Source organism: Emergencia timonensis, from assembly GCF_900086585.1.
In the GTDB taxonomy this organism is placed as follows: domain Bacteria; phylum Bacillota; class Clostridia; order Peptostreptococcales; family Anaerovoracaceae; genus Senimuribacter; species Senimuribacter timonensis.
In genome coordinates this window covers 793,276-817,620 of the sequence record NZ_FLKM01000009.1, presented here as the reverse complement: position 1 = coordinate 817,620, position 24,345 = coordinate 793,276, and the positions used below count along the sequence as shown (strand labels likewise).

Annotated in this window: 27 protein-coding genes; 2 read left to right on the top strand and 25 right to left on the bottom strand. The window is 46.6% G+C overall.

Annotation, left to right across the window (positions count from 1 at the left end):
* Positions 1-2 precede the first annotated feature (2 nt).
* Complete coding sequence (locus BN6539_RS14755; RefSeq protein ID WP_067540183.1) at positions 3-1,247, bottom strand: MFS transporter; 1,245 nt, start codon at positions 1,245-1,247, stop codon at positions 3-5.
* Positions 1,248-1,369: 122 nt separating this feature from the next.
* Here BN6539_RS14755 and BN6539_RS14750 point away from each other — a divergent pair, with 122 nt between their 5' ends.
* A complete protein-coding gene (locus tag BN6539_RS14750; protein ID WP_067540180.1) occupies positions 1,370-2,245 on the top strand; it encodes a LysR family transcriptional regulator in 876 nt (291 codons plus the stop codon).
* Positions 2,246-2,309: 64 nt separating this feature from the next.
* On the opposite strand, the gene BN6539_RS14745 is transcribed toward BN6539_RS14750, so the two are convergent.
* Genes BN6539_RS14745 through BN6539_RS14730 form a run of 4 tightly spaced genes read right to left on the bottom strand, consistent with a single transcriptional unit; the run spans position 2,310 to position 5,445 of the window.
* Positions 2,310-2,597: a lipoyl domain-containing protein gene (locus BN6539_RS14745; protein ID WP_067540177.1), complete on the bottom strand. Its 288-nt coding sequence runs from the start codon at positions 2,595-2,597 to the stop codon at positions 2,310-2,312.
* Positions 2,598-2,613: 16 nt separating this feature from the next.
* Positions 2,614-3,204 (bottom strand): DUF5714 domain-containing protein, encoded by a 591-nt coding sequence (locus BN6539_RS14740; protein ID WP_067540174.1) that lies wholly within the window; start codon positions 3,202-3,204, stop codon positions 2,614-2,616.
* The gene (locus BN6539_RS14735; RefSeq protein WP_067540171.1) at positions 3,191-4,201 is read right to left on the bottom strand and encodes a lipoate--protein ligase; all 1,011 of its coding nucleotides are present in this window, start codon (positions 4,199-4,201) and stop codon (positions 3,191-3,193) included. The genes BN6539_RS14740 and BN6539_RS14735 overlap by 14 nt, the downstream gene beginning before the upstream one ends.
* Positions 4,201-5,445: an FAD-dependent oxidoreductase gene (locus BN6539_RS14730; RefSeq protein ID WP_067540169.1), complete on the bottom strand. Its 1,245-nt coding sequence runs from the start codon at positions 5,443-5,445 to the stop codon at positions 4,201-4,203. Before BN6539_RS14730 ends, BN6539_RS14735 begins: the two co-directional genes overlap by 1 nt.
* A gap of 452 nt (positions 5,446-5,897) precedes the next feature.
* Between BN6539_RS14730 and BN6539_RS14725 the strand changes: the two genes are divergently transcribed.
* The gene (locus BN6539_RS14725; protein WP_067540166.1) at positions 5,898-6,485 is read left to right on the top strand and encodes a DUF4230 domain-containing protein; all 588 of its coding nucleotides are present in this window, start codon (positions 5,898-5,900) and stop codon (positions 6,483-6,485) included.
* Here BN6539_RS14725 and BN6539_RS14720 read toward each other — a convergent pair.
* The 20 genes from BN6539_RS14720 to BN6539_RS14625 all read right to left on the bottom strand — a co-directional run bounded on the left by BN6539_RS14720 (position 6,471) and on the right by BN6539_RS14625 (position 24,341).
* Positions 6,471-7,208 carry an acyl-[acyl-carrier-protein] thioesterase gene (locus tag BN6539_RS14720; protein WP_067540163.1) on the bottom strand — a complete coding sequence of 246 codons (738 nt, stop codon included), beginning with the start codon at positions 7,206-7,208 and terminating at the stop codon, positions 6,471-6,473. The two genes, BN6539_RS14725 and BN6539_RS14720, sit on opposite strands and share 15 nt — an antisense overlap.
* Positions 7,209-7,360: 152 nt before the next feature.
* Complete coding sequence (locus BN6539_RS14715) at positions 7,361-8,938, bottom strand: ABC transporter permease/substrate-binding protein (RefSeq protein ID WP_067540160.1); 1,578 nt, start codon at positions 8,936-8,938, stop codon at positions 7,361-7,363.
* Positions 8,935-10,080, bottom strand: coding sequence for a betaine/proline/choline family ABC transporter ATP-binding protein (locus BN6539_RS14710; protein ID WP_067540150.1), 1,146 nt, complete (start codon positions 10,078-10,080; stop codon positions 8,935-8,937). Before BN6539_RS14710 ends, BN6539_RS14715 begins: the two co-directional genes overlap by 4 nt.
* A 441-nt stretch (positions 10,081-10,521) precedes the next feature.
* Positions 10,522-11,409, bottom strand: a complete 888-nt coding sequence (locus BN6539_RS14705; protein WP_067540148.1) for a GGDEF domain-containing protein — start codon at positions 11,407-11,409, stop codon at positions 10,522-10,524.
* A 27-nt stretch (positions 11,410-11,436) separates the two neighbouring features.
* On the bottom strand, positions 11,437-11,733 hold the full coding sequence (locus BN6539_RS14700; protein ID WP_067540145.1) for an STAS domain-containing protein: 297 nt from the start codon (positions 11,731-11,733) through the stop codon (positions 11,437-11,439).
* Between the two features lie 12 nt (positions 11,734-11,745).
* Positions 11,746-12,156, bottom strand: a complete 411-nt coding sequence (locus BN6539_RS14695) for an ATP-binding protein (protein WP_067540142.1) — start codon at positions 12,154-12,156, stop codon at positions 11,746-11,748.
* Between the two features lie 63 nt (positions 12,157-12,219).
* Positions 12,220-14,169, bottom strand: a complete 1,950-nt coding sequence (locus BN6539_RS14690) for a PP2C family protein-serine/threonine phosphatase (protein ID WP_067540139.1) — start codon at positions 14,167-14,169, stop codon at positions 12,220-12,222.
* 11 nt (positions 14,170-14,180) lie between these two features.
* Positions 14,181-14,885, bottom strand: a complete 705-nt coding sequence (locus tag BN6539_RS14685) for a QueT transporter family protein (protein ID WP_067540137.1) — start codon at positions 14,883-14,885, stop codon at positions 14,181-14,183.
* Positions 14,882-15,778: a DMT family transporter gene (locus BN6539_RS14680; RefSeq protein WP_067540134.1), complete on the bottom strand. Its 897-nt coding sequence runs from the start codon at positions 15,776-15,778 to the stop codon at positions 14,882-14,884. The genes BN6539_RS14685 and BN6539_RS14680 overlap by 4 nt, the downstream gene beginning before the upstream one ends.
* A gap of 5 nt (positions 15,779-15,783) precedes the next feature.
* On the bottom strand, positions 15,784-16,248 hold the full coding sequence (locus BN6539_RS14675) for a DUF3574 domain-containing protein (RefSeq protein WP_067540131.1): 465 nt from the start codon (positions 16,246-16,248) through the stop codon (positions 15,784-15,786).
* A gap of 76 nt (positions 16,249-16,324) precedes the next feature.
* Positions 16,325-17,638, bottom strand: a complete 1,314-nt coding sequence (locus BN6539_RS14670) for a sensor histidine kinase (protein ID WP_067540128.1) — start codon at positions 17,636-17,638, stop codon at positions 16,325-16,327.
* A gap of 60 nt (positions 17,639-17,698) precedes the next feature.
* Entirely contained in the window at positions 17,699-19,021 is a 1,323-nt protein-coding gene (locus BN6539_RS14665; RefSeq protein ID WP_187375512.1) for an ATP-binding protein, read from the bottom strand.
* 14 nt (positions 19,022-19,035) lie between these two features.
* Positions 19,036-19,761: a LytR/AlgR family response regulator transcription factor gene (locus BN6539_RS14660; RefSeq protein ID WP_067540122.1), complete on the bottom strand. Its 726-nt coding sequence runs from the start codon at positions 19,759-19,761 to the stop codon at positions 19,036-19,038.
* Between the two features lie 50 nt (positions 19,762-19,811).
* Positions 19,812-20,036 carry a hypothetical protein gene (locus BN6539_RS14655; protein ID WP_067540120.1) on the bottom strand — a complete coding sequence of 75 codons (225 nt, stop codon included), beginning with the start codon at positions 20,034-20,036 and terminating at the stop codon, positions 19,812-19,814.
* A gap of 13 nt (positions 20,037-20,049) precedes the next feature.
* Positions 20,050-20,589 (bottom strand): RNA polymerase sigma factor, encoded by a 540-nt coding sequence (locus BN6539_RS14650; protein WP_067540117.1) that lies wholly within the window; start codon positions 20,587-20,589, stop codon positions 20,050-20,052.
* A gap of 163 nt (positions 20,590-20,752) precedes the next feature.
* Positions 20,753-20,950 carry a hypothetical protein gene (locus BN6539_RS14645; RefSeq protein WP_067540114.1) on the bottom strand — a complete coding sequence of 66 codons (198 nt, stop codon included), beginning with the start codon at positions 20,948-20,950 and terminating at the stop codon, positions 20,753-20,755.
* A 349-nt stretch (positions 20,951-21,299) separates the two neighbouring features.
* The gene (locus BN6539_RS14640) at positions 21,300-21,545 is read right to left on the bottom strand and encodes a hypothetical protein (RefSeq protein ID WP_067540112.1); all 246 of its coding nucleotides are present in this window, start codon (positions 21,543-21,545) and stop codon (positions 21,300-21,302) included.
* A gap of 13 nt (positions 21,546-21,558) precedes the next feature.
* Positions 21,559-21,804, bottom strand: coding sequence for a hypothetical protein (locus BN6539_RS14635; RefSeq protein WP_067540110.1), 246 nt, complete (start codon positions 21,802-21,804; stop codon positions 21,559-21,561).
* A 20-nt stretch (positions 21,805-21,824) separates the two neighbouring features.
* Positions 21,825-22,085 carry a hypothetical protein gene (locus BN6539_RS14630; protein ID WP_067540107.1) on the bottom strand — a complete coding sequence of 87 codons (261 nt, stop codon included), beginning with the start codon at positions 22,083-22,085 and terminating at the stop codon, positions 21,825-21,827.
* Positions 22,086-22,166: 81 nt separating this feature from the next.
* Positions 22,167-24,341, bottom strand: coding sequence for an NHLP bacteriocin export ABC transporter permease/ATPase subunit (locus BN6539_RS14625; RefSeq protein WP_067540104.1), 2,175 nt, complete (start codon positions 24,339-24,341; stop codon positions 22,167-22,169).
* Positions 24,342-24,345: the final 4 nt, after the last annotated feature.

Sequence of the window (24,345 nt, the reverse complement as noted above, 5' to 3'; positions counted from 1 at the left end):
CATTATGAATTCAATTCTCTTCTTTTATATACATATTCCCGTCTCAGTTCTTCCTTGACAGCTTTTGCCGTATCGCTGGCCTGTCTGCGATAAATTCCGTGATATAAGATCACACACAGCAGGGCCAATACTGCCATAGAAAGATACATGCCGCGATAGCCTGTAAAGCGGAGAAGATAACCCAGCAGCAACGGTCCAATACCTACCGCCAGATCCAAACAGATATAAAAAGTAGAATTGACCAGGGCCAGATGTTTCCCTTTTACCGCTTCCACAGCTGCTGCCAGTCCCGCCGATTGAGTAACCCCTACGCCAAATCCCAGGAAAGCCGCCGCGATGAGCAGCAGCACGGCTGAGTCCGTGCGGCTCAGGACCAGCATACCTGCAGCGAATCCCAACATGCCAGGCATCAGGGCGTACCACTGGCCTTTCTTGTCGAATATTTTTCCGGTGAAGGGTCTGGTAACCAGCATTGCCAGCGCATAAACGGAAAAGAAATACTGTGCCGCCGTTTCTTGCTGGATTTCTGCTGCGAAAGACATGAGGAAGGACAAAATACTGGAGTAACCGAAATAAATCAGCGCACACACAATACTGATCGGCAGAGCCCCTTTCGCCAAAAATCTACTGGCTGCAGGCACCTCTTTTCCATCGTCCTCACAGACGGGGGCAGTCTTTTCGTACACCCTGAAATTGAGAAGAAACACGCTGATCAAAGCGATCACTGCTGCAAAAGTACATACGAAAAAGATCACGTCGTAACCGCCGTGCTGATGAAAGAACACTGCACAGAAAGGTCCGACGGCGGCACCGAGTGTATTGCTCAACATATAATAACCGATGCCCTCTCCCCGTTTGCTTTCCGGTACAGTTTCCGTCACTACTGTTCCCAAAGCAGTAGCCAAAAGCCCATATGCCGCACCGTGTATGAGACGAATGGCAAAAAGGATGGCAATTTGATCGACAATCATGTATACGCCAGACATGGCAAAAACCAGGACCGCACCAATCAGCACTAGCCGTTTATGACCAATCTGCTCCAATCGGCTGCCTGCAAAAAGCCTGGCGGCCAGGGTTCCGATGACAAAGATACTGGCGGACAGACCTGCAACGCCTGACCCCGCCCCATAGGTTTCTATGGTATACTGGGTCATCACCGTAATCAGCAGATAGTAATTCAACATCAGTAAAAAGTTCACAAACGTGCAAAGTACAAAGTTTTTGGTCCATAATTTCGCTGGCTCCATAAAGATTCATCCTCCTCATCTCTTTCTTGTATACATTGTACCATTGACAGAATCATAAAAAAAATATATAATCCGTCATAGATTCATGCCTTAGAAGGCATAGATATAGGAGAATATATGCTATGGAATTGTTACAACTGCAATATTTTCAAGCTGTAGCCCGCACAGGGAACATTACCCAGGCCGCAAAGGAGCTTTATATCTCTCAGCCCTGCCTCAGCCGCTCCATTTCCCGCCTGGAACAGAGTCTGGGCGTTGCCCTCTTTGATCGCAAGGGGCGCAACATCGTCCTCAATCAATATGGAAAGGCTTTTCTAAAGCGCGTCAATGCCTCTCTGAAAGAGCTGTCTGACGGGCAGCAAGAGCTCTACGACATGAGCGAACAATTTAGTGAAACCGTCTCTGTCGGTGCAGTGACCCTGCGCTTTCTACCTCGTCTGTTCAATCAGTTTCTGCATCAGAACGGACATGTAAAATTTCGCCTGATCAATGCAAAACCCCAGGAAGAAATCGAAAGAGATCTGCAGGACGGCGCCATCGACGTCGCCTTCACTTTCGCTCCCATTTCGGCAGAAGACATCACCTGTACCCTGCTGACAGAAGAGGAAATACTTCTCGCTGTGCCAGAGACCCATCCTCTGGCGAAAAAAGGGGCAGTTGACTTGGCTCATATCGCTGACGAGCCGTATATCAATTTGATCGACGACCACGATTTCTCTGACCTAAGCAAATCGCTGTGCAAACAAGCTGGCTTTACACCGAAGATCCGTTTTGAAAGCCCCACTGCGGATTTCATCGCCAGCCTGGTATCAGAAGGTTTCGGCTGTGCGCTTTTTCCTGAAAGCTGGAAAAGCACCGTAAAGCTGACAGGCATTTCCTTTCTTCATCTTACGTCGCCACACTGCCGTCGCTTCATTTATCTATCTAGTCACAAATATAATCATCAGTCTTTGGCATCGATTCAATTTATTGACTTCGTCTCAAGATTTTTTTCATGACGAAAAAACTGCCTGGGCAAGGCAGTTTTCTCAAATGATTTGTATGTAATTTTGTTATGGGTAACTAGTTTTCAATATATCCTAAGATATCGCCTGCTTGAAACACGCACTCGTCATCGATGACTTTCTCCACCAGCTTTCCGCTGCAGGGCGCCGTGATTTCTACAGTTTTTTTGTCGGCTTCTCCTTCGCAGATTACGGTTCCTTCTTCAAGGGTCTCTCCGATCTCCGTAAGCCATGTCAATGTTCCTTTTTTTGCCGCCAGATCAACAGGCTGCTTCATACATTCGCAGTTGCGCCAAGTCATCGGCTTTGGCATAATCTGATCTGGCACAATTATCGGCTGCTTCATGAATCAAGCACCTCCTTTACGCCTCTTTGTAAAATGGACATTCCGCTTCCAGGCAAGTCGCATTTTTTATATGGTAATTACACTCTATTTCATTATTGACAGCAAAATGCAGCCCGCACTTTTCGTTGATATAAGGCACACCTTCTGCAGCGGCCAGGAATGTGGTGCGTTTACAGCATCTAGGACCAGGATACTGTGAAATTTTGATCAGGCACTTTCCCGTCGCTTCGTTGGCCCATTGCCAATTCTCTACAGCCATCGGCGTCGCGCCTGTTAAGACGCTGATGAAAATGCCGACACCTACTGCGCTGCCACAGGTTCCGCAATTACCGCAAAAGCCGCCCGGTACCGTCTTTGCCCGTTCTTCTGCCGTTTCCAGCCATTGGCTCAATTCGCTTTCGTCGGTGCCTTTTTCTATGGCCGCTAAGGTCAGAAGTCCTGCCGGCATGATAAAATGGTGATAGGGATAGTGCATCGGTACGCCTTCAATATCCATCAGCCTTTTTATCACTTCATCGACCTTCATGGCGGTGCCGTCCCTATATTGCGCTAGACAGGCTTCTTTCATTTTTTCAATCACTTCTTGCTTCCATTCAATTTTTTTCATGTTCTAAACGTCTCCCTGTCATAAAATCTAAAATGAATTCTTTATCTTCCACTGCAAAGAACTTGCAGAGATCAATTGCGCCTAAGGCTGCTGCTAAACTGCCGCGATCAAAAGGGACATCCGTAAGGCACGTCGTAATTTCGTCAAAGTCATATTGATTGATAAAATCGCCGGAAAAGGTACAGGCTTTCACCCGTCCCTTTGCCAAATCCAAGGTCAAATGAACTGTCCCAATGGGAAATCGGCAAGAATTGACTACTTTGCCGGCCGGATTCCTGCCGTAGTTCCACTGCCAGGATTGATAGCGATCTCTCATCAGCTTCTCAGTCTCTTCCTTCTCCTGTGCTGTCGTCACAGCGTCAAATTCACAGCGTTCTGACAGATAGTCCGCCCAGGTCTCAAAGAATCCATCGCCGCTCATTGACTGCAGCTGCGGCGCCAGGTCTTTCAGATTAGCAACTCTTGATCTGACTGACGCAATGCCCTTTGCGGCAAACTTTGCTGCCGCAGGGGTCAGCACTTCTTCCATGACCTGAAGGTCGCAGTCAAAAAGGACACAGCAGTGGAAAATACCGCCGCCCTTTCGCTCTGTCATGGCTGTACCCGCTATCTTTACCATGCTGCCGTCGGGTGACTGTACACAGATATCATTACGCCCCGATAACTGTGCATCAACGCCCAGACTTGCTAGAAAGTCTATGACCATGAGACAGCCTCTCGCCGCTTTCTCTTCAAAATTCTCACTGTTAAACAGAAAGGAAACGTTTATATTGCCAAGGTCTTGAAAAACTGCCCCTCCGCCAGTGAGTCTTCTGACCACAGTAACGCCATGGTTCTTTACTGCTTTTTCATCTATCTCAGCCAGTGTGTTCTGATGACGGCCGATAATCACCGAAGAACGGTTTCTCCAAAGATAAACCGTTTCCCCGCTGGCTTGATTCAGCAGCGTCTCTTCCCTGGCCAGATTATGGCGGGGATCTGTATTTCTCTCGATCATCAATCGCATAACAGTTTCACCGCCTCTTTCAGCATTTCACCCATCGTCGGGTGCGGAAATACCAACCTGACAAAATCTTCCGCCTTCATCTCCTGCGCAACGGCAATCTGCCCAATCTGAATCATCTCTGCCGCTTGGGCGCCTGCGATGTGAAACCCCTTCAGCACGTGGCTCTGTTCATCCATGACAGCTTTGACAAAACCGCCCTCCATATTGCTGACCATTGCTGCCGCGTGCTGATCCGTTCCATAGTAACTCTCTCTGAGACCCTCTCGGTGCAAATCCCCTGCAGAAGCAGCCTGAAAAGGTGTAAAAATGCACTTCGCCGTTTCCACTTCTTCTCTTTCATTTTGATATAGAATCCGACTGGCGACCTGACTGCCTTCTTCCATAGCTGCGTCTGCAGCCATGCATTTTCCAGTCGCATCGCCTATTATATATATCCAATCCGTATGTTGCAGATCTATATTTTCCGCTGTCACTTTCGGCAGCAGCGGCCTATGTCCAGTACAAAAGACTGCATTGTTAAAATCGGCTTTCTCAGTGCCAGTTTCGATTTCAATTCCGTTTTTTGTCAGGTACGCTGCCAAAGCACGGCTGATATCTGGATCCCATCCCGGCAAAATGCGTGCTTCTTTCTCCACTAAAGTTACCTTCACGTCCAGCGTAGAAAGTATGACGGCCAATTCTACTCCCAGAACACCTGCTCCGATGATAGAAATGGTCGCGGGAAGTTCTCGCAGTTCCAGAAGCTGTGTAACGGCAAACAGATTCGCGCAGTGGATATCTTTTGGAACGGCTGGTTCTGATCCGGTGGCTGCGATCAGAACGTCACAAGTCAGAAGTTCTCCTTCTGCCGTCTTCACCTTCTTTTCTCCAACAAGGGAAGCCGACATCCAGAGGATCTTCACTCCCATCTTTCTTAAAACATATTCCGCGCCAAAGCCCAGCTGGCTGATCTTGCTTTCGCAGGCACAACGCAGGGTAAGCGGATCGAGCTTAAGGTTGATGCCCATCGACTCCAAATACTGCTTTGCTTTAATCGCTTCCAAATATGTTTTCGTCGGAACACAGCCGTCATTGACACAGGTGCCTCCAAGCTGGTTTCTTTCTATGAGTGTGGTCTCCATCCCTGCCTTACTGCAGCTGACTGCCGCTTGATATCCGGCCGGACCTCCTCCAATTATGATGACTTTCTTTTTCATTTTCTCATCCAAATCTATCAAATCTATCAAATCTACCATTAGATATAGTCTAGTATATATATTACCACTTCAGCCTTCTAACCGCTACAATATTCTTTATATAAACTGGTAGAAAAATTAGAATCTCTTAAGCTGACAAAAGTGATTTTTATGCTACTGGATTTAACTGCGCCTTTCCGTTACGCACTTCCTTTGCCAGCCCGCCATTCTGCGTAACAGAACTGCTTAGGGCTGGGGCCGGTTACGCAAGGTGGCACAAATTTTTCCGGCAGAATCATTTTCCGATAAGGGCATCGGGGCAGTAAGACGCCAGGATGCCAATACGGCAATGGCGCTAGAGTATCATTGTCAATATGCACGGGGCGGCTTCCATGCCTTTGCCGAGGTTTTGCCCAAATACATATTGCAATTTATCCTGGAAATGTTAAAATAAAAGCATGGGAAATTTGTCGAAAAAGAAAGAAAAAGGGAGAAGAGGGGAAAATTGAATCATGAAGAAAACAAAGAAGTTAGCATTCTTTGCTGCAGCAATTGTCATCATATGTCTGGCTTGTTTCTTCGTAGGAAAATCCATTGGCAATTCAGATGGAATTCAGAAGATGTCTGCGGTGGTTCTGGAGAATAGATTGACCGAAATCAATGAACTGGCAAGTGTTACATACTCTTACACCAATATGGCAGAGTTCGAGAACAGCAAGGATTTTTACGGAATGAAAGTTCCGTTCACTACGAAAAGCTTTATTCTCACGTATGACGGCGAGATCAAAGCAGGCGTCGACCTGTCTGACGCAGAGGTTTCTGTCAGGGGAAAAACAGTGACCATTACGCTGCCCGAAGCCAAGATTTTGTCCCACGAGATGAACGAGGACAGCATCGAAATCTTTGACGAGAGCACCAGCATTTTCAATCCGTTCAAAGTAGAAGACTACCAGAGCTTCTGCAGGGATCAGAAGATAGAAATGGAAAAGAAAGCAGAAGAAAAAGGCCTGCTCCAAGAGGCGAGAAAAAAAGCCGCCAAGAGCATCAAGGGCATCTTTGCCCAAGTGCTCGATGACGACTATACCTTAAACGTGAAGTAACTGCTTCAGCAATACAATGGCATGGATATGACGTCCGCCTTCGTCCCGAAAGGCGAAAAGCGTCTCGCCATCGCGTTCATAAACCTGGCACTTTAGGATTTCTCCTAAGGTGCTTTCTTTTTTGTACATGATTTCAAATTCATCAATGGCGGCAGCCAGATAACGCTCCGGATTCATGGAATCGGCAGCCGCATCCAGATAGTAGAGGTTGTTCATATGACGGTTTAAATCAATGGCGCAGCAGGGAACCTTGTATTCAGCCCCATAAGAAGGGGGATACTCTGGTTCTTTCAGCTTCTCCATCTGGTACTCGCCGAAAACAGCTTTATCATAAATACCGTATCCATCCACAATCCACTGAGGAATTTTGACGGCTCCCGACTGCAGATCCGTCAGTACCCATTTGCTGTTTCCGACGGCTATAATCTCTCCTTCTCGATCCACAACCTGATACTGCCGGAACATGTAAAGTTTCTTCATTCCCGCAACCCATGTCCTGATGGTAATGCTCTCTCCATACTCCGGCCGCCTGATTACCTTCGTTTTCCAGTGCATGATTACCCAGGAAAGCCCAGTCTCTCTGATGTTGCCAACACCGCAGCCGACGGTGTCTGAATGGGCAGAACTCACATCCTCAAACATGCCCAGCAGCGCCCTGTTTGTCAGCTTCAGTTGTGAATCAATATCTCTGACGCCTATTTTAAAGTTCTGTTCATAAATCACCTTTCTTTTCCCCCCAATTTTTTCATTACTCTTTAGTGTACTTCAGTCATCACATGTCTTCAATATACATTTTTGCCAAATTGTCTAAAATGCATTCTGAGGTCTCAAAGCAAAACAGCGGAGAGCATCTCTGCCTTCCGCTGTTTTGATACTTAAATTAATCCGATGGATTTGAGGAAATCCTTTGCTACGTCTTCAGGTTCTTTTCCCTCTTCATCGACCTGGTAATTCAACTCCTGCATGATCTCATCAGACAGATAATTGCTCAGCTTGTTGATGCTGACTTCCAGTTCAGGATATTCTTTCAGAGTGTCTTCTCTGATCATCGGCACCGCATAGTACGGTGGGAAGTATCCTTCGTCGTCTGTCAAAGTGACCAGATTGTACTTCTTCAGAAGTCCGTCGGTCGCAAAAGCGTTTACAACGTCAACTTCTCCGTTTTCTAGTGCGGTGAATCTCGGTGAACCGTCGAGTCCCACTGATTCTTTAAACTGAATGCCATATTTTTTCTCAAGACCTGGCAGTCCGTCGTCCGGTCTGTTGAGGAACTCCAGTGTAGCTCCGATCTTTAACTGAGAGTCACACTTTTTGAAGTCTTTGATGCTCTTAAGGCCGTATTTCTTAGCCGTTTCCTGGCTGACCGCCAAAGTATAGGTGTTGTTGAAGCCCGCCTGCTCCAGGAAGAGAATGTTATATTCCTTATCCAGTTCTTCTTTACATTCGTTGTATACGGCCTCCATATCCGGTTTCGCTTCATGCTGCAGAAGGCTGACATAAACAGTTCCTGTATAATCCACATACATGTCGATTTCGCCCTTCTTCATGGCTTCAAAGCAGACCTGGCTGCCGCCTAAGTTCAGCTGTCTGACTACATTGATGTCCGTGTCATGTTCGATAATATCCGCATACATGTTGCAGAGAATCAGCTGCTCTGTAAAGTCTTTGCTGCCTACCGTAATAGTCTTTTCCTCCTGCTTCATGTTGCCGATGACCGTGTTGCCCACCAAAACGACGATCAGAGCACCGGCTACTGCGAGAACGACTTTCTGTCTTCTTCTCTTTCTTTTCAGCTCTTCCTTAGATTTACCAAAGGCTTTCTGCAGGCTGATCGGGGTAACCAGTTTCTCTACCAGACCCATGAGAAAATCCACGACCAATGCCAGAAGACAAGCTGGAATAGCGCCGGCTAAAATCTGCAGATTATTAACGGTTCTAATGCCGGAAAAGACCAGGTATCCCAGGCCGCCAGCGCCGATAAAGGCCGCCATGGTCATCAGCCCTACTGCGGTAACTGCGGAAATACGCACACCAGCCATGATGACCGGCAGCGCCATAGGCAGCTTCACTTTCTGAAGTACCTGCCACTTTGTAAGTCCGATGCCTTTTGCCGCTTCTACCATTTCCGGGTCGATGCTGGCAATTCCCGTATAGGTGTTTTTGATAATCGGCAGTAAGGAATAAATAATGACCATGACCACGGCCGGCAGCGTTCCGATGCCCAGCAGCGGGATAGCAAGTCCCAGCAGGGCCATGCTCGGTATTGCCTGTACTACGTTGGCTGCGCCGATAATCGGCTTGTCTAACTTTTTAACATAACTGATCAAAATACCTAAAGGCACGCCGATTACAATGGCAAAACCGACAGAAATAGCGGTCATTTCGATGTGTTCAAAGAGAAGGCTGATAATCTGTGAAATGTGTTCGGCTATATATTTTGCTAATGCGATCATTTTTCAATCACCATCCCTTCCGTATTGTCGTCGGTCAAGAACTGTTTGCTCAGTGTGGATACCAAATTACTGTTGGTCAGAAGGCCGACCAGTCTCTCCTCTTGATCGAGAACCGGAATATTGTTGACTTCACTTTCTTCAACCATTTTTAAAACATTGACGATGCTGTCGCCTACGTGGGCCACATAGGCCACGTCGTGCATGATATCCTCTGCAGGCATCAAAGGCCTGGTCGCCTTAAATAGGTCTTTTCTGCCAACGATGCCCCTGAGTTTGTTTTCCTCATCGACTACAAGCAGGGTATCAATGTGATGGTCTCTCATCCTTTTGATGCAGCGATTTCTGATCATATCGCCTTTGCAGGTAATCGGATGAGAAATCATGAAATCTTCTACGCGGATATATTCTGGAGAATCCCAGATTCGGTTTGTTCCAACAAAGTTAGAAACAAATTCGTCTACCGGCTTCTTCAAAATCATCTCCGGGGTATCGTACTGCAGAATATGGCCGTCTTTCATAATGCAGATTCTGTCTGCGATTTTGATGGCTTCGTCCATATCGTGGGTTACAAAGACCATGGTCTTTCCCACTTTAGCCTGCAGCTCAATCAGTTCATCCTGCAGACTGCTCCTGGTCACAGGGTCCAAGGCTGAAAACGGTTCGTCCAGGAGGACGATATCCGGATCGTTGGCCAGCGCCCGGATGACACCGATTCTCTGGCGCTGTCCGCCTGACAGCTCTGTAGGGTAGCGGTCCAAAAACGCTTCCGGGTTCAGGTCCACCATCTTCATCAGTCTGACAGTGTTATCCACTATGGCCTGGGGGTCTTTTTTTTCAAGCCGTTCAATGATTTCGATGTTCTGCCTTATCGTCATGTGGGGGAACAGTCCTCCCTGTTGAATGACATAGCCCATATTTCTGCGCAGCTGCACCTTGTCCATTTCTTCGATATTTTTTCCATCGATAAAAATATTCCCTTTGCTAGGTTGGATAAGTCGATTTATCATTTTCAATGTTGTTGTCTTTCCGCAGCCGCTGGGGCCGATTAAGACAGTCAGTTCTTTATCTTTAATTTCCATTGAAATGTCTGATAGTACGACGTTCCCTTTAAAATCCTTCGTCACGTCACGGAACTGGATCATGTTCTTACCTCCGTTCTTTCAATAAATTTATGTATAAATATACCATGTGCATTCTTTAAATATTTCATCGCAACACATGATTCAATGAACGCTTCCCTGCGGCGTCGCCGTAAGATCGTAGAATCATTATACCATGAATATTCCTTTGAAAATACAATCGAAATTCATGATTCAATGAACGCTTCCTTGCAGCAAAGCTGTAGGATCGATGCGTTCATTATACCATGACGATTCCTTTGAAAATACAATCGAAATTCATGATTCAATGATTCTTTCCCTGCGGCATCGCCGTAAGATCGTAGAATCATTATACCAAAGAATTCTGAATGTTGTCAAATACTGTCGTAAATTAGTTTTAAATGGCAGAAAGGCTCCTGGAATCTGTCATAGTAAAATCCTTTTCATGAGAAATCCCAGTCAACGTTATGACTGGGATTTCTATTATTTTACACCTTTCATCGCTTTTTTATTCGCATACATACATCGGTCTGCTTCTGTAACCAGGGACTCCAAATCTTTACCTGATGGACTCCAGGCGCTGCCCACTGCCACACTGCAGGGAATCAGTTCCCCCTGGTCAAGCTCCTTCAAAGCGCTCAGAACTCTTTTGCGGCACAGTTCGAGTTCTCTCTTCGTGCAATTTGGGGCGATTAATATAAATTCATCGCCGCCGATGCGGTAACACCTTTTACCTCGGCCCGCCGATGTGAAAATTGCTTCTGCCAGGCGGCAAAGCAGCCGGTCTCCCTCCGAGTGAAAATAATTGTCGTTGACTTCTTTTAAATTATTCAAGTCGAAGAAAAGAATCCCCGCACATTGCACATTCCGAAACTGGCCTTCCAGGTCGGCAATATATTGATTACGGTTGTATACGCCGGTCAGTTTATCGTGAGAACTTTCGAATTCCAATATCTTGCCGATTTTATCCCGATCACAGGCCAAGTGCTGCATGACTGCCATTTCTTTGATGGCATCGCGGCCAAGCTCCATCATATCGCCGACTACGTTGACATTGCCCAGGCGATATAAACGGCCGTCGATGGTGACTAGACGATTTTTGATCTTATACCACTGCTTTGACCGTCTGTCATAAAATTCCCAGGAATAGACCGATCCATTTTCCAGTTCTTCCTCTCGAATAGAGGGACAAAAGTCACAGCGTTCCGATCTGCCTGCCATTGCCTGATAGCAGAGCTGGCCGACGATGGATTCCTCTGACTGATTGATAAAATCATTGGCGTAGCAGATTTCCTTTGTCTCTTCATCGATGATATAAATACCTTCTATACATGGAAGGAAAGCGTTCCAAAACTCCATATTCAGTTCCATACCGTCTTCCTCCTTCCCTGGGCAGTATTATTCAATGGTCAGAATATCTGTAAAGCCTGTCACTTCGAAAACTTCCATGACCATGTCATTGACCTTTCGAATAATCATCCTGCCCTGCTTGTTCATCTGTTTCTGTGCTGCCAGAATGACACGCAGACCGGCAGAAGAGAGATAGGCCAGTTCTTCCATATCTATCACCAAGGTTTCAATGCCGTCCAGGCTGGCCTTAAGCTCCGTCTCCAGTTCCGGCGCAGTGTTGGTATCCAATCTGCCATTGAGTGCCAAGGTCAAAGCGCTATTCTCTTTACTTTTCGTGATTTTCATAATTTCCTCCTGCTAATCAGCTTTCTTTTTAATCGTCAATATATTTTTTCCGTCCAAATAATCATAGTAAATTTCATCCATACTCTGCTTTACCATGTAGATGCCTAAACCGCCGATTTTCCGTTCTTCAGCCGAAAGAGTGACATCCGGATCTTCTTTTTTCAGCGGATTGTAGGGTTTTCCCTGATCGATGAACCGGATTGTCACCTGGGGCGGTCTTTCTTCCGTCTTCACTCGTATCGTCACTTCGCCGACATAAGGCCTGTAGGCGTATCTTGCAATATTGACAAACAGCTCCTCGATGGCAATATTGATCTGCACCTGCACCTTTGCAGGAAACTGACTGCGCTCTAAAGTTTCATCAATAAACTCCAGAACTCGGTCTAAACTCTCGGGAACTGCCTGTAATGTCATTTCTGCCATTTTTTCACCTCCTAATGAAGTTGCCTCAATTTACGGAGTAAATTGTTGGAAACTCCTTTTGCTTTAGCACCCCGGTTTTAGCCGGTTTGACGTTTGTTGTAGAATTTTCAGCGCCAGCATCGTGATGTCGTCAAATTGCGGGGCCTGCCCTGCAAACGCATCTACATCCATCTTCACCCTTTCTATCAGTTCTGCTGGAGCGACCTGCTTATTTTCATCGAGGATCCTCTTCAGTCTGTCCTCTCCATATAATTCTTCTCTCAGGTTGGTAGCTTCGGTCACACCGTCGGTATACAGATAAAGAATGTCTCCAGGATGGAAGTCAAAGGTCCCCATGCGGTAATGCATGCCCTCCATACCTGCCAATACGAATCCCGGTCTCATTTTCAAGTAAGCAAACTCGCCGTCTCTGCTGCAGATGACCGGCGGATTATGCCCTGCATTGACGAATTCCATATGTCCAGTGGAAATCTGCAAAATACCCAGCCAGGCGGTGACAAAAAGTCCCTCGTCATTGCTCTCACACAACTGTTCATTGACTTCGTCAAAGACTTCTGCCGCTGATTTTCCAGTCTGCGTCTGATCTTTGATCAGAGTTTTAGCGATGACCATAAACAGGGCTGCCGGCACGCCTTTTCCTGACACATCGGCAATGACTACCGCCAGATGGTCTTCATCCACCAAAAAGAAATCGTAAAAGTCTCCGCCCACTTCTTTGGCAGGCGCCATGGAAGCGGAAAGATCAAATTCTGTTCTGTCAGGAAAGGGTGGAAAAATGCAGGGCAGCATACTGGCCTGTATATGTGTCGCCACATCCAGTTCTGCGCCAATTCGTTCCTTCTCTGCCGTGACCTTTGTCAGATTCTCCATGTAGGTTTCTAAATCAGACACCATCTTCACAAAGGAGCGGGCCAGATTGCCCACCTCCGTTTTTTTCTTGCCGAGAGGTGTGCAGGTTTCAATCACCCTGTCGTGGTTGATTGCCTGCGACCTGTCCTCTGCATAATACCGCGTTACATCGGACAGAGACGCAAGAGGTACGGTGATGTTGGTCTCCATATACCAGAGGAACAGCAGGGAAATCAGGAAAAACAGGTTCAGAGAAATCGCCACATAGCTGTATACTCGGTTCCATAAGTCCACAGCCGCAGCCCCTTGGGCGAAAAAGCCGTGATAAGCGGCGTTGCCTGCGATGGCTCCCGCGATGATGCCTAAGATGAGAAAAATCAAAATGATCTTTTCATTCATAGACAGAGGGTGCCTGCCCTTTCGTTCTTTCAGCGTCTGACCTGACGGAGACCAGATTGCTGCAGCAAAGAAGAAAAGAAAAGCCGCTGCAGCACAAGGCCAGACAGAAAGTAATCCAGGCCGCAGAGCTTCCGTCAGTGCAAAAGCGCACAGCAGGAGAATGCCTGCCCAAGCTGCCAGAAGACCTGTTTGGGAGTGGTTTTTTTCTTTCTGTACGTCAACGGAAATGCCCGTCACCGATACGAGAATAATCACCGGCATGCCTAAAAGAATGCAGAAGTCAAAGTTGTTCAGCAGCAGCACAAAGGTGGTCGATGAAAGAAACTGGGAAATGCCGAATCCCTCCATGAGAAATCCCAGCAGTCCTGCCACCATCAGAGAATCGATGGCAACGATGAACAGATATTTGACCACGTGTCTGGCTGTATCCAGCTTGGGGAATTCCTGCTCCTCCTTTAGCGAGCCCAGGGCATACCACAGTTTAAAAGGAATGTAGCCATACAGAAATTGGGCGGCGAATCCGGTTACACATAACCAGGGAGAATAACCGGATATGATATCAGCCGTCAGATTTCCCAGGGCGGTTCCCAGAGCGCCCCAAACACCGAACAAAAGTCCGAAGGCCGGCGGCAGAGCGCTGGCTGGACGTACTTCCGTAACCGGCATTAAAGAAAACAGTTCTCGAAAAGGCATGGTCACTGCGAAAAAAATGAGACCGCATAGCAACATCCTGATTGCATTTCTATAGATTGTTTTTCTTTCCATAATTTATTCCTCTATAATAGCAGATAAAGTAACAACAGCAGAGACATCCCATTGAAAAAGCCCGCTGCAATTCGGTTTTCCGGCATCCAGCCCGTCAAAACCCCGGCCGCAATGACAATCATCAACAGGGTGTAGAGAATCATTGCCGGTTTTTTCCACCGCGTAAGTAACTCGTATTTGCTCTCCTCGTTTTCAGCGCATATCAGGTTGACAGAATCAGAGGTCAATACGATGAAGAGCGGCAGCCCCAAGGCTACGGAAAAGCCGAAGTTGTTGAAGAGCACATAGGTGTAGATGGTCTCTATCCACGGACCGAAAAAATAATAGAGGCCAAAACCCAGCATGCAGGACGCAGTCAGCGCTGACAAGGCAGATAGGTACACATAGATTCCGATATTCTTCCAGGTATGCACGTTAGGCTCTTCCTTCTTCAGCAGATGCCACAGTTTGAAAGGCAGATAAGCGGCTACGAAGTTAGCAAAAAGCCCCAGGATTGAGGTCAGATTGAAGGTACCGAAGATGTCGGCGATGATGTTTCCGATTCCGCATCCCAGGGCGCCTATAAGACCAAAGCTGAGGCCCGCCAACATGGGCACCGCATTGACCGGTCTGACCTCCGTGAAACCTTCCACTAAAACCATGACCTTGAAGGCCGCGCCCAATACTGCAAAGACCGCCGTGCAGATCAAAAATTGTTTCCACTTTGAAAGCTTCATGCTGCCTGCTCCTTTCTCTTGTCAAGGAAATTCGTTCCCGCCACGATAGCGCCTGCCATGATAAACATAGCGCCCAGCAGAGATTCTAAGTGAAAGACCTCTTTTGCGCCGAAGCTGGCTGGAATCAGCAAAGCTAAAAGCAGCGTGACAATCGGTTCCGTAGAAGCAATGATCGTGACACTGACAGGACTTGTATATCGCTGGGAATACATCAGCATGATGTAAGCATATGCCTTTGCAAAAAAGGCGAGGATGAAAACAGAGGACAGCAATTCTCTCGTATATTCAATACTGGCAAAGGTCTGCGGCTCTTCTATCAGCCACAGCAAAAATCCGATGATTGCGGTAAAGCACATCTGAGTGACCCCTAAAAGCAACGGATCTGTACTCTTGGTAAAATAGTCGGCGGAAATGGTGTAGACAGCCATAAACAAACAAGCGACAATCATATAAAAAGTACCCGTGTTGAGGAATCCTCGCAGTTCAAACCCGCTGGTCAGTGCAAGGCCAAAGAGAATAATAGGAATGCCAAGCATGTTATTTCTCGTGGGATAGCGGTGGAGCATCAGCAAAAGCAAGGGAACAAATAAGATGTTCAGTGAAGAAATGAAGCTTGCGTTAGAAGACGGAAGCTGATCGATGCCTGCCTTTTCTGCTAAGAGATTTCCTGCCATCAGCAGAGACATCAAAAAACCCTGCCCCAATATGCGCAGGTTTAACTTTTTTAATTGTTTTGCGAACACGATGACCAGCACCACACTGGCAGTGCCTGTCGTCAAGGTCAGATAAGCATAGGAAGATAAATCCGGCGGCAGGCTTTTAATAAAAACGTAGGATGCTGCCCAGCAGAGCGTAATGGAAAATAGCACGATGTTGTTTTCTTTTCTCGTCATTACGATTACTCCTTCTCTCCATAGTAATAAACAGACCGGTTCTCGGCGATTTCTAAGAGAATAGAATTCTGATTCAATTTGGACAATACCTCGTCCATAATAGCCTTGATCTGCGAGTCTTTCACATCGTAAAAGGAATAGACCAGGGTATTTTCCTGTGTCAGGGCTCCCGTTTCGTCTACCCAGCCTCCCTTGGCCTCAGAGGAGGTATAACCTTCCACGTGTTTGGTACAGATTCTGTCGACGATTTTCCTAGCCTTAGCTGTGGAAATCAACTGGTTATACGTGTCTTTATCGTTGGTGCCTATATAAAGGGTGTATTTCTGTTTTGTTTCCATATTGTGAAAAACTGCTGTCTCTGCATCCTGGCTTTCACTTCCGGCAAACAGATAAACGGCCAGCCCGCCAGTTGCAGTCAAGTTGATCAGCAGCAAAATGAGGATGATATTCTGCTTGATTTTCTTATCCATGATATTTCTCCTTCGGACCCTGTTTCCTATGTTATATGTCTATATACGTACAGCCGATCAAAACGTCTCAAAAAATTCAATTTAACATCAGCACAATTTGCAGTACAAAGGTCAGATCCTCTACATAGTAGCGCAGATATCCGTCGTATTTATCTACCACCCGCTGGATACTTCTCATACCGAATCCATGTTGTGCCAGCTCCTTGGTGGATAACAAAACCCCGTTCTTTTCTCTCAGGCAACCGTCAAAACTGTTGCGAACATCGAGAATCAGTTTCTTCTTTTCATAACGCAGCTTTATGCGCAAGTCCCTTTCCGTCTTCGCTTTTTTGCAGCCTTCCACCGCATTTTCCAGGGCGTTGCCCAACAAAACGCTCAAATCCATTTCATCACAGGAAATCCGTTTGGGCAAATCTGCTTCACAGATGTAATGGATGCCCTCTGTTTCAGACAGCCAAGCGTAATAGCTGAGTATGATATTGGCGGTATCATTCTTGCAATAGACCTTTATCTCTTCTACCACATTTTTAAAATTCAGTTCTTTTAAGTATTCTTCAATTTTTTCGTATTGTCTGCTGCGGCAATACTCTGCAATCATGCGGAAATGATGAGACAAATCGTGACGAATGATGCGGGTCTGCTCCAATGTACTCATCATGTTCTGATATTGCAACTCCATCTGTTCCAGTCTCATGCTGTCAATGCGCTGTTCGTTCTGCTGCTGGGCTTCTTCCAGCCCTTTTTCAATCTCCTGGCTCAGATTTAGAATGGTATAGATGACCAAAACAATGGCGCAGTATATGGTGAGAATCAGCAAGACTGCAAATCCATATTCCTTGGGCCGTTCTGTGATGGGCTTGGGATAAGCAAAGAATACGACAAAGAGCAAATAAAATAAGCCTGAGACAACTGCCATCAGGCTCCATCCCTTGCTGACTGAGGCTAATGCTTTTGCAAGAGGTTTTTTGACGTAATACCACATCAGCCAGGCCACTAAAAGCATCAGGCCACAGCGGACAGAGACATGAGCGACCGGCTGCCAGCCGAAGAAAGAATCTACGATGATAAAACCGAGACCATTGATCGAGGTGATAGAAAGGAGCGAAATAAAATAAGTTACAACATATCTGCCGTCTTTATATTTTGCAAACGTCCCAAATACCAAGAAAGTCAGGGGAATCCAAACAGCCAGCATAGAATGATTGGCTGCCATGATTCCCTTGAAATAGGCGATGCCTGCCATAAACAGCGCACAGATTAAGAGAGATAAGACCGCGCTAACCCGATAACTTCTGCTTCTCTGCTTTGGCACATAAACACTGAAAAAAGTAATTAAAACGCATGTAATCATCACGATGTTAATAATAGTAAACTGATCTGCATTTAACATGAGGGACTCCTTTGACTGACTGATGATACGTATACACTGTTAATAGATACGTATCATCAGCTAAATCGTCTCAATGCAGATCAGAACAATTTGGAGAATGAATTCCTTGTCTTCTTTAAAATAAGCCAGATAACCGTTGTATTTATCGACTACTCTCTGCATGCTTTTCATGCCATAGCCGTGAAGATCTTCCTCCTTCGTTGACTGTAAAGTACCGCTATGTATCCACAGCACGCCGTCAAAAGGGTTGCGGATATCCATAATCAGCTTGTGCTTTTCATATCTGATTTTAGCAGTAATGTATTTTTCTTTTCCCGCTTTTCTGCAGCCCTCTACCGCATTTTCCAGCGCATTACCCAGTAGCACGCTCAATTCCATTTCATTGGGAAGGACGTTTTCTGGCAAATCTGCTTCACAGGCAAAACTGATATTCTCAGACTTTGATAACCAGGCATAGTAACTGAAAATGATGTTTGCCGTGTAGTTCCTACAATAAACTTTCACCTCATCGGTGACGTTTTGAAAGTTCAGCGTTTCTAAATAGACTGGAATTTTCTCGTATTCACCGCGTCTGCAATACTCTGCAATCACCAGGAAATGGTGAGCGAGGTCATGACGGACCACACTGGTCTGTTCCAACGTATTCATCATCGTCTTATACTGCTGTTCCATCTGCTCCAGCTTGATGCTGTCTATGCGCAGTTCATTACGCCTCTGCGCCTCTGCCATTCGTTTTTCATTTTCCTTGCTCATGTTGAGAATCGTGCAGATGACCAGCGCAATGGCACAGTAGATAGTTATGATAAATAAAACAGCAAATCCATATTCTCCTGCCCGTTCTGTAAACGGCTTGGGATAGACAAAAAAAATAATGCTCAATAGAAAAAATAAGATGATGACCACATCCATCAGTTTCCAGCCTTTGTCAACTGATTCCAGCGCTTTTGAAAACGGCTTTTTGATGAATCGCCGCACGACCAGCGTAACAGTAATCATCAGTCCGCACCGGATCAGCAGATGGGCTGTCTGCTGCCAGCCAAAAAAATAATGGACTGCGATAAAGCCCAGACTATTGACTAAAGTAACACTGAGAAGGGATGAAAAGTAGGCGACGATATATCTTTCGATATTATATTTGGAAAAGAAGATAAATAGAAAAAAAGTGGGAACTATCCAGATAACCAGCAGCAGATTATTGGCAGCCATCAGTCCTTTGGCGTAAGTGACATAAGCCATGAAACCCAGATCTGCCGCGATCAGTACAACGCAGGCCGGCTTATAAAGCTTCGTCCCCTCCTTTGGCGCATAAAGGCTGAAAAAAGTCAATAAAAGACAGATGAACATGACGATATTGATGATGGCGTATCTGAGAGGATTTAACATGGTCTCTCCTTTCATTATAGGGTAGTCTTGATGACATACTGGTAATAGGCCTCTTTCATAGCCTTCATCTCCTGCCTGCGGATAGGCACCTGGGTTCCGTCCTCCATGTGAAACACTTTGTCCACTTTGACCACGTTTTCAAAATTTACGATGAAACTTTGATGACAGCGGGTAAAACTCCTGCCTTTCAGCTCCTCTTCTACATCGGTAAGCTTAGCGCTGATGCGGTGTACCGCCCCGTCTCGCAGATGAATATAGACGTAGGGCGTTTGACTCTCCAGATAGACAATATCGTTGTAACGAATTCGTTCTTGGGTCGTACCGTTTTTCACCAGCAGGCTTTCTTTCCTATCCGCATGAAAAAAGCGTACAAATCCATCCAATAGTTCCACCAAGGTTTCAGATTCGATAGGCTTTAGAAGATAGCTGTATGCGTGAACGCCGTAACCCGCCAAGGCAAACTCGTCTGTTGTCGTAATCAAAATGATGCTCACGTTCTTATCGTACTGGCGAAGCTGTTCTGCCACTTTCATTCCGTGAGATTTTCTCATAAAAATATCTAAAAAAATCGCATCAAAACAGACGGTGTCTCCGTCAGCGTAATCGTCAAGGAGCACAGTCCCTTCTTCGTATTCAGTTATTTCAATTCTTTCGTTGCGTTTATAAAAATATGCAGTTAAAACCTTTCGGACAAATTCCCGGTCTTCAGCAAAGTCATCACAGATTGCAAACCGTATCATAAAACTCTCCTATTTCAATGATTATCAGTATATTCCATATGGACAGATCATTATCTTATGGGCTTTACGCGATTTAAGATATGTCTGCAGACGCTGTTTTCCAGCATGATCTCATTGGACCTGCGGAAATCTGCATAACGGCAGTACCAGCACTCTTTTACATCATAAGTCGTCGTATCGTCAGCTTCAAAGTATCGACACACATGGTCCGGCATAATAATGGGATATCCATCGCTTGTAATACCAATTATACCACATACTTTTTTCTCTTCCATCCTTCTATCTCCTCTATATTATATCTTCGTAGCATATCCCTTTATCCTGAAGATATTTGAACATTTTTTTCAGCGCCCTCTCGTGTAGTGTCCTGACAGTGCTGCTGTTCTTTCCCAGGCGGCTTCCTATCTCCGTAAAACTGAGACCTTCAAAATATCGAAGATAGATAACTGGGCGTTCTTTCTCGTTGAGGATAGCCATCAAAGCTTCTGTGCTGCCTCTGTATTCTTGTGTATATTCTCGATAGGCGTCTTCAAAAGAGAGAGAGTATTTGACTGAATCGACGTAGTCATCGATATCAGACTCAATCTTCGCTTTTCTGTAATAGTCAATCACTGTATTTCTGGCTATGGTATAAATCCATGTGGAAAATGAGGCTTTCTGTTCGTCAAATTTATCTATGTTTTCCACTACTTTCATAAATACGCTGCTGACTAAGTCGTCGCAGACGGCGTTATTGTTGATCTGATAATATATGTAATTATATATTTTAGGGAAAAACTCTTCGTAAATTTCAATCAGTATTTCTTTCCCGTTCCGTCGTTTTTCCATGCCGTGCCTCCATTCTGTCTCGCCGTATAACATATTTTCATGATAACAAAAATTTTTCCATAATTAGCAAATCGATGATTTCTGTACTTTTTTTCTTGAAATTTGTTATTTCGTCAAAATATGACAAAAGACTTTCCCGGCATTTTCATGTCCTGGAAAGTCTTCAGCGTTTTTTCTTTTCCTTTCGTTCTTCAATGGCCCTCTGCTCCTCTCGGCTGATTCCCGCTGCCGCAATCCGTTCCTCGTATTCCTCTGGAATCTCATGCTCTCGCATCCGCTGATAGCGCAGCAGATCGAGAAGCAGGCTATCTTTGATTTTGCTGTCTCTGGAAAAGTCTTTTCGCACCCATTTTTCCTTCATACCGTCCCTCCTTAATGGTCCTGCCCCAAATCTTGAAGCCCTAGCCCGGTTTGCACTGCAAACCGATGGCAGGTCTCATGCAAGAAACTCCCAAATCTTTGATTTGGTGAGTTTTACTGCTGATTTGGCTTGGCAGACCTTATGCTTTAGCGCCCCACAAGCGTCTGCGAGTGGCTAGGCGCTAGTCGTATTATGGTCCTCGCCACAATTTGCAAAGCAAATTGATGGCAGACCTTATGCTTTGCGCCCCACAAGCGTCTGCGAGTGGTCAGGCGCTAGTCGTATTATGGTCCTATAACGGGTATCAGCTATGTGCCTTACACACATAGCTTTTAAACCCATTATTTTTTTAGTCGTTTCTCGCTTTGCACAGGTGCCAGCCATCCTCTTTCATCAGGTTCGTGCAGGCGCTGCAGGTACCCTTGAATGCAAGGAGCTTTTTGTTATAGAAGTTCGATCCCTCATCATAGTACGGGCAATTCTTTGATGAAGTCAGGGCTGTGGTAATCCTGTGTCCGTTATGGACGGCAGCACCGCCGTCCACACTTTCAAGCTCCATCTCGCTGAGCTCTGTCGGCATTTTCTTTTCTTCCATGTTCAGACCCTCCTTACTCGTTTCTGGCTTCACACAGATGCCAGCCGCTTTCTGTAATCATGTGTACGCAGGCGCCGCAGGTCTTGCTGATGCCCATCACTTTTTTGTTGTAGAAGTTGCTGCCAGCTTCATAGTATGGACATCCCTTAGCGGAACTGATACCCGTTATGATCCTGTGTCCGTTATACACGCCGGATCCGCCGTCTACGCTCTGAATTTCTTCTTCTGTCAGTTCTACTGCTTTCTTTTCCTCTGTCATTTCATTTTCCTCCTTTAAATTTACTCTTCACAAGTTCTCGCTGCACACACATGCCACCCTGCATCAGTCATCAGATGCTTGCACGCGCCGCAAGTCCTGTTGATCGCCAAAACCTGTTCGTTGTAGAAGTTCCTGCCGGCTTCATAGTGCGGGCAGCTCTTCGCGCTGGTGATTCCCGAGGTAATCATGCGCCCGCAGAAAAAACCCATTTTTCCGCCGTCTACACTCTCAATTTCCTCATCTGTCAGCTCCGTGACCTTTTTTTCTTTTTCTTCAACCATATTGTTTCCTCCATTGACATCTTCTCGTAAATGCCTTGTATCTATATATACGGACTCTGCGGCAAAGTGTCTCAAAAGTTTTTAAATCATCTGCCGCCTTACTAATTCGGCGAATTTCCCATTCAGCGCAACCAGCTGGTCAAAGGTACCGTCTTCGGCGATTTTGCCGTCTTCCAGGTAGATGATGCGGTCGCACTGCTTGATGGTGGACAGCCTGTGGGCGATGACGATTCTGGTGCTCCTGAGGCCGCTGAGGGATTCAGACACCTGCTTCTGGGTGATGTTGTCGAGAGCGCTGGTGGCCTCGTCAAACATGATGATCTTCGGTTTGGGCGCGATGGCTCTGGCGATCATCAGCCTCTGCTTCTGTCCGCCGGAAATGCCGCCGCTGCCCTCAGAAATGACGGTATGCATGTTCATCGGCATCCGCTGAATGTCCTCTGCGATTCCCGCCATCCTTGCCGCCTCCCAGGCGTCTTCAAGACCCAGCCATGGAGCCGAAACCACGATGTTGGAATAGATGTCTCCCGCAAAGAGGGAGCTGTTCTGCATGACGACACCGATATTGCGGCGGACCGATTTCACATCCAGGGAGTCGAGGTCTTTTCCGTCAAAATAGACCGATCCCGTCTGCGGCTTTTCAAAACCCAGCAGAATCCGCATCAGCGTGGACTTGCCGCAGCCGGTTTTGCCGACGATGGCCACATACTGGTTGGGCCTGATCTTCAGGGACAGGTTGTCGATGATCTTCGGCCCATCAGGAGAATACTGGAAGGAGATGTTGCTCAACTCAATGGAACCGTTCAGCCTGGTCACTGCCTTTTTGTTCTCCTCCACCTCGGGCATGGTCTTCATGATCGGTTCCACCATCTCCATGGCAGGCTTGATGTCGGAGATCACGTTAGTAATGCTGGACAGGCCCATGATGGCCGTGCTTACCAGGCCATAGGACGTGGTGAAGGCCATGTAGTCAGCCGCAGAAACCCCTGTCACCGCCGCGATATAGTAGAGCACCAGCAGGTTGCCGAAGGTGAAGATCACCGTAAATACCGGCGCCAGCCGGATGATTATCGGCGGGTTGTACTCCAGATCCGCACTGGTTTTGTAGGTTTTCGCCCAGCGCCCGAACATTCTTTTCTCCGATCCTGAGAGCTTGATCTTCTGAATGCCGGAAAAGAGGGCAAAAACCATACCGGAAAGCTTGGCGCTGGCTGCCAGTCTCTTCCTAGAATAACCCAGCTGCAGAATACTGCTGATCATGGTATAGACCAGGTTCAGCAGCAGGATGGCAACTGCCGCAACTGCCAGCGCCTTGGAATACCTGGTGATCTGCACCACGTAGACGATAGAGAACACTGCGGTCAGACCCGTATTCATGATGGTGTCCTGCAGCATCTTTGTCAGGGTGTCCATGCTCTCCAAACGTTTAGAAAGCTCCCCAGAGGAATAGGATTTAAAAAATCCCGCAGGCAGCAGCAGCAGCCTTGCCATAGAAGCGCTCTTTACCGCGACGCTCAGCTTCTTCTCTATCTTCGTGTCCAGAACCGTGTTACAGATGCCAAACAGGTTGCTGGCGACGAGGGATGTCACCACCAGAATCGCCATGGGCAGGACATAGAAGCTGACCCCTGCCGGTATGACACTGGAAAAAATCATCTGGGTCGCGTAAGGCGTAATCAGGCCGATCAGGCTGACCGCCAGGGTCAGCTTTGCCACATAGGCGTAGTCCCAGAAGCTCAAGGATTTTGCCATAAAGACCACCAGGTCTTTGATGTGCAGCGATTTCAGCGGAAAGGCGCGGTAGAAGCAGTAGGCATCCGTTTCAAAGTCCTCCGCCACCTTCTTCGTCACCCGAATCCGCCTGCCTCTTTGCTTGTCAAAATAGCTGTAGCCGCTGGTACGGCTGGGCAGAAGGGCTACCACCGTGCCGTCCTTTTTTGCCGCCAATATGGGATTGATAGAATCCCGGTACCAGGTGTCTGTCAGCTCGACGCGCCTTCTCATAACCCCTGTAGGCCGCAGCATGTATTCGATCTGGTCGTTCAGATCTTTGATCTCTTCTGGAACCTCAGCGATTTTTACATGGAGATATTTCAAAATTGCTTCGATGGCACTTTGGGATTCCTCAATGCTGTCTTCCATCTTCTGTCTGCCCGCTGAAGGCATGACCACAGAAGAGAGATCCTGAAAGGCACCCTCAAAGAGCTCATTATCTTTTGTTTTTCTTTCTTCTAGTTGTTCACCAAACCAGCTCATGGTA

Bases quoted from the DNA above. Each gene is read 5' to 3' on its own strand.
- BN6539_RS14685 (WP_067540137.1), bottom strand. From the start codon at position 14,885: ATGAAGCTTTCAAAGTGGAAACAATTTTTGATCTGCACGGCGGTCTTT.
- BN6539_RS14635 (WP_067540110.1), bottom strand. From the start codon at position 21,804: ATGACAGAGGAAAAGAAAGCAGTAGAACTGACAGAAGAAGAAATTCAG.
- BN6539_RS14725 (WP_067540166.1), top strand. From the start codon at position 5,898: ATGAAGAAAACAAAGAAGTTAGCATTCTTTGCTGCAGCAATTGTCATC.
- BN6539_RS14630 (WP_067540107.1), bottom strand. From the start codon at position 22,085: ATGGTTGAAGAAAAAGAAAAAAAGGTCACGGAGCTGACAGATGAGGAA.
- BN6539_RS14740 (WP_067540174.1), bottom strand. From the start codon at position 3,204: ATGAAAAAAATTGAATGGAAGCAAGAAGTGATTGAAAAAATGAAAGAA.
- BN6539_RS14675 (WP_067540131.1), bottom strand. From the start codon at position 16,248: ATGGATAAGAAAATCAAGCAGAATATCATCCTCATTTTGCTGCTGATC.
- BN6539_RS14745 (WP_067540177.1), bottom strand. From the start codon at position 2,597: ATGAAGCAGCCGATAATTGTGCCAGATCAGATTATGCCAAAGCCGATG.
- BN6539_RS14655 (WP_067540120.1), bottom strand. From the start codon at position 20,036: ATGGAAGAGAAAAAAGTATGTGGTATAATTGGTATTACAAGCGATGGA.
- BN6539_RS14705 (WP_067540148.1), bottom strand. From the start codon at position 11,409: ATGGAACTGAATATGGAGTTTTGGAACGCTTTCCTTCCATGTATAGAA.
- BN6539_RS14700 (WP_067540145.1), bottom strand. From the start codon at position 11,733: ATGAAAATCACGAAAAGTAAAGAGAATAGCGCTTTGACCTTGGCACTC.
- BN6539_RS14645 (WP_067540114.1), bottom strand. From the start codon at position 20,950: ATGAAGGAAAAATGGGTGCGAAAAGACTTTTCCAGAGACAGCAAAATC.
- BN6539_RS14665 (WP_187375512.1), bottom strand. From the start codon at position 19,021: ATGTTAAATCCTCTCAGATACGCCATCATCAATATCGTCATGTTCATC.
- BN6539_RS14710 (WP_067540150.1), bottom strand. From the start codon at position 10,080: ATGATCCAGTTCCGTGACGTGACGAAGGATTTTAAAGGGAACGTCGTA.
- BN6539_RS14625 (WP_067540104.1), bottom strand. From the start codon at position 24,341: ATGAGCTGGTTTGGTGAACAACTAGAAGAAAGAAAAACAAAAGATAAT.
- BN6539_RS14750 (WP_067540180.1), top strand. From the start codon at position 1,370: ATGGAATTGTTACAACTGCAATATTTTCAAGCTGTAGCCCGCACAGGG.
- BN6539_RS14650 (WP_067540117.1), bottom strand. From the start codon at position 20,589: ATGGAAAAACGACGGAACGGGAAAGAAATACTGATTGAAATTTACGAA.
- BN6539_RS14690 (WP_067540139.1), bottom strand. From the start codon at position 14,169: ATGGAAAGAAAAACAATCTATAGAAATGCAATCAGGATGTTGCTATGC.
- BN6539_RS14715 (WP_067540160.1), bottom strand. From the start codon at position 8,938: ATGATCGCATTAGCAAAATATATAGCCGAACACATTTCACAGATTATC.
- BN6539_RS14755 (WP_067540183.1), bottom strand. From the start codon at position 1,247: ATGGAGCCAGCGAAATTATGGACCAAAAACTTTGTACTTTGCACGTTT.
- BN6539_RS14695 (WP_067540142.1), bottom strand. From the start codon at position 12,156: ATGGCAGAAATGACATTACAGGCAGTTCCCGAGAGTTTAGACCGAGTT.
- BN6539_RS14670 (WP_067540128.1), bottom strand. From the start codon at position 17,638: ATGTTAAATGCAGATCAGTTTACTATTATTAACATCGTGATGATTACA.
- BN6539_RS14735 (WP_067540171.1), bottom strand. From the start codon at position 4,201: ATGATCGAGAGAAATACAGATCCCCGCCATAATCTGGCCAGGGAAGAG.
- BN6539_RS14640 (WP_067540112.1), bottom strand. From the start codon at position 21,545: ATGGAAGAAAAGAAAATGCCGACAGAGCTCAGCGAGATGGAGCTTGAA.
- BN6539_RS14660 (WP_067540122.1), bottom strand. From the start codon at position 19,761: ATGATACGGTTTGCAATCTGTGATGACTTTGCTGAAGACCGGGAATTT.
- BN6539_RS14680 (WP_067540134.1), bottom strand. From the start codon at position 15,778: ATGACGAGAAAAGAAAACAACATCGTGCTATTTTCCATTACGCTCTGC.
- BN6539_RS14730 (WP_067540169.1), bottom strand. From the start codon at position 5,445: ATGGTAGATTTGATAGATTTGATAGATTTGGATGAGAAAATGAAAAAG.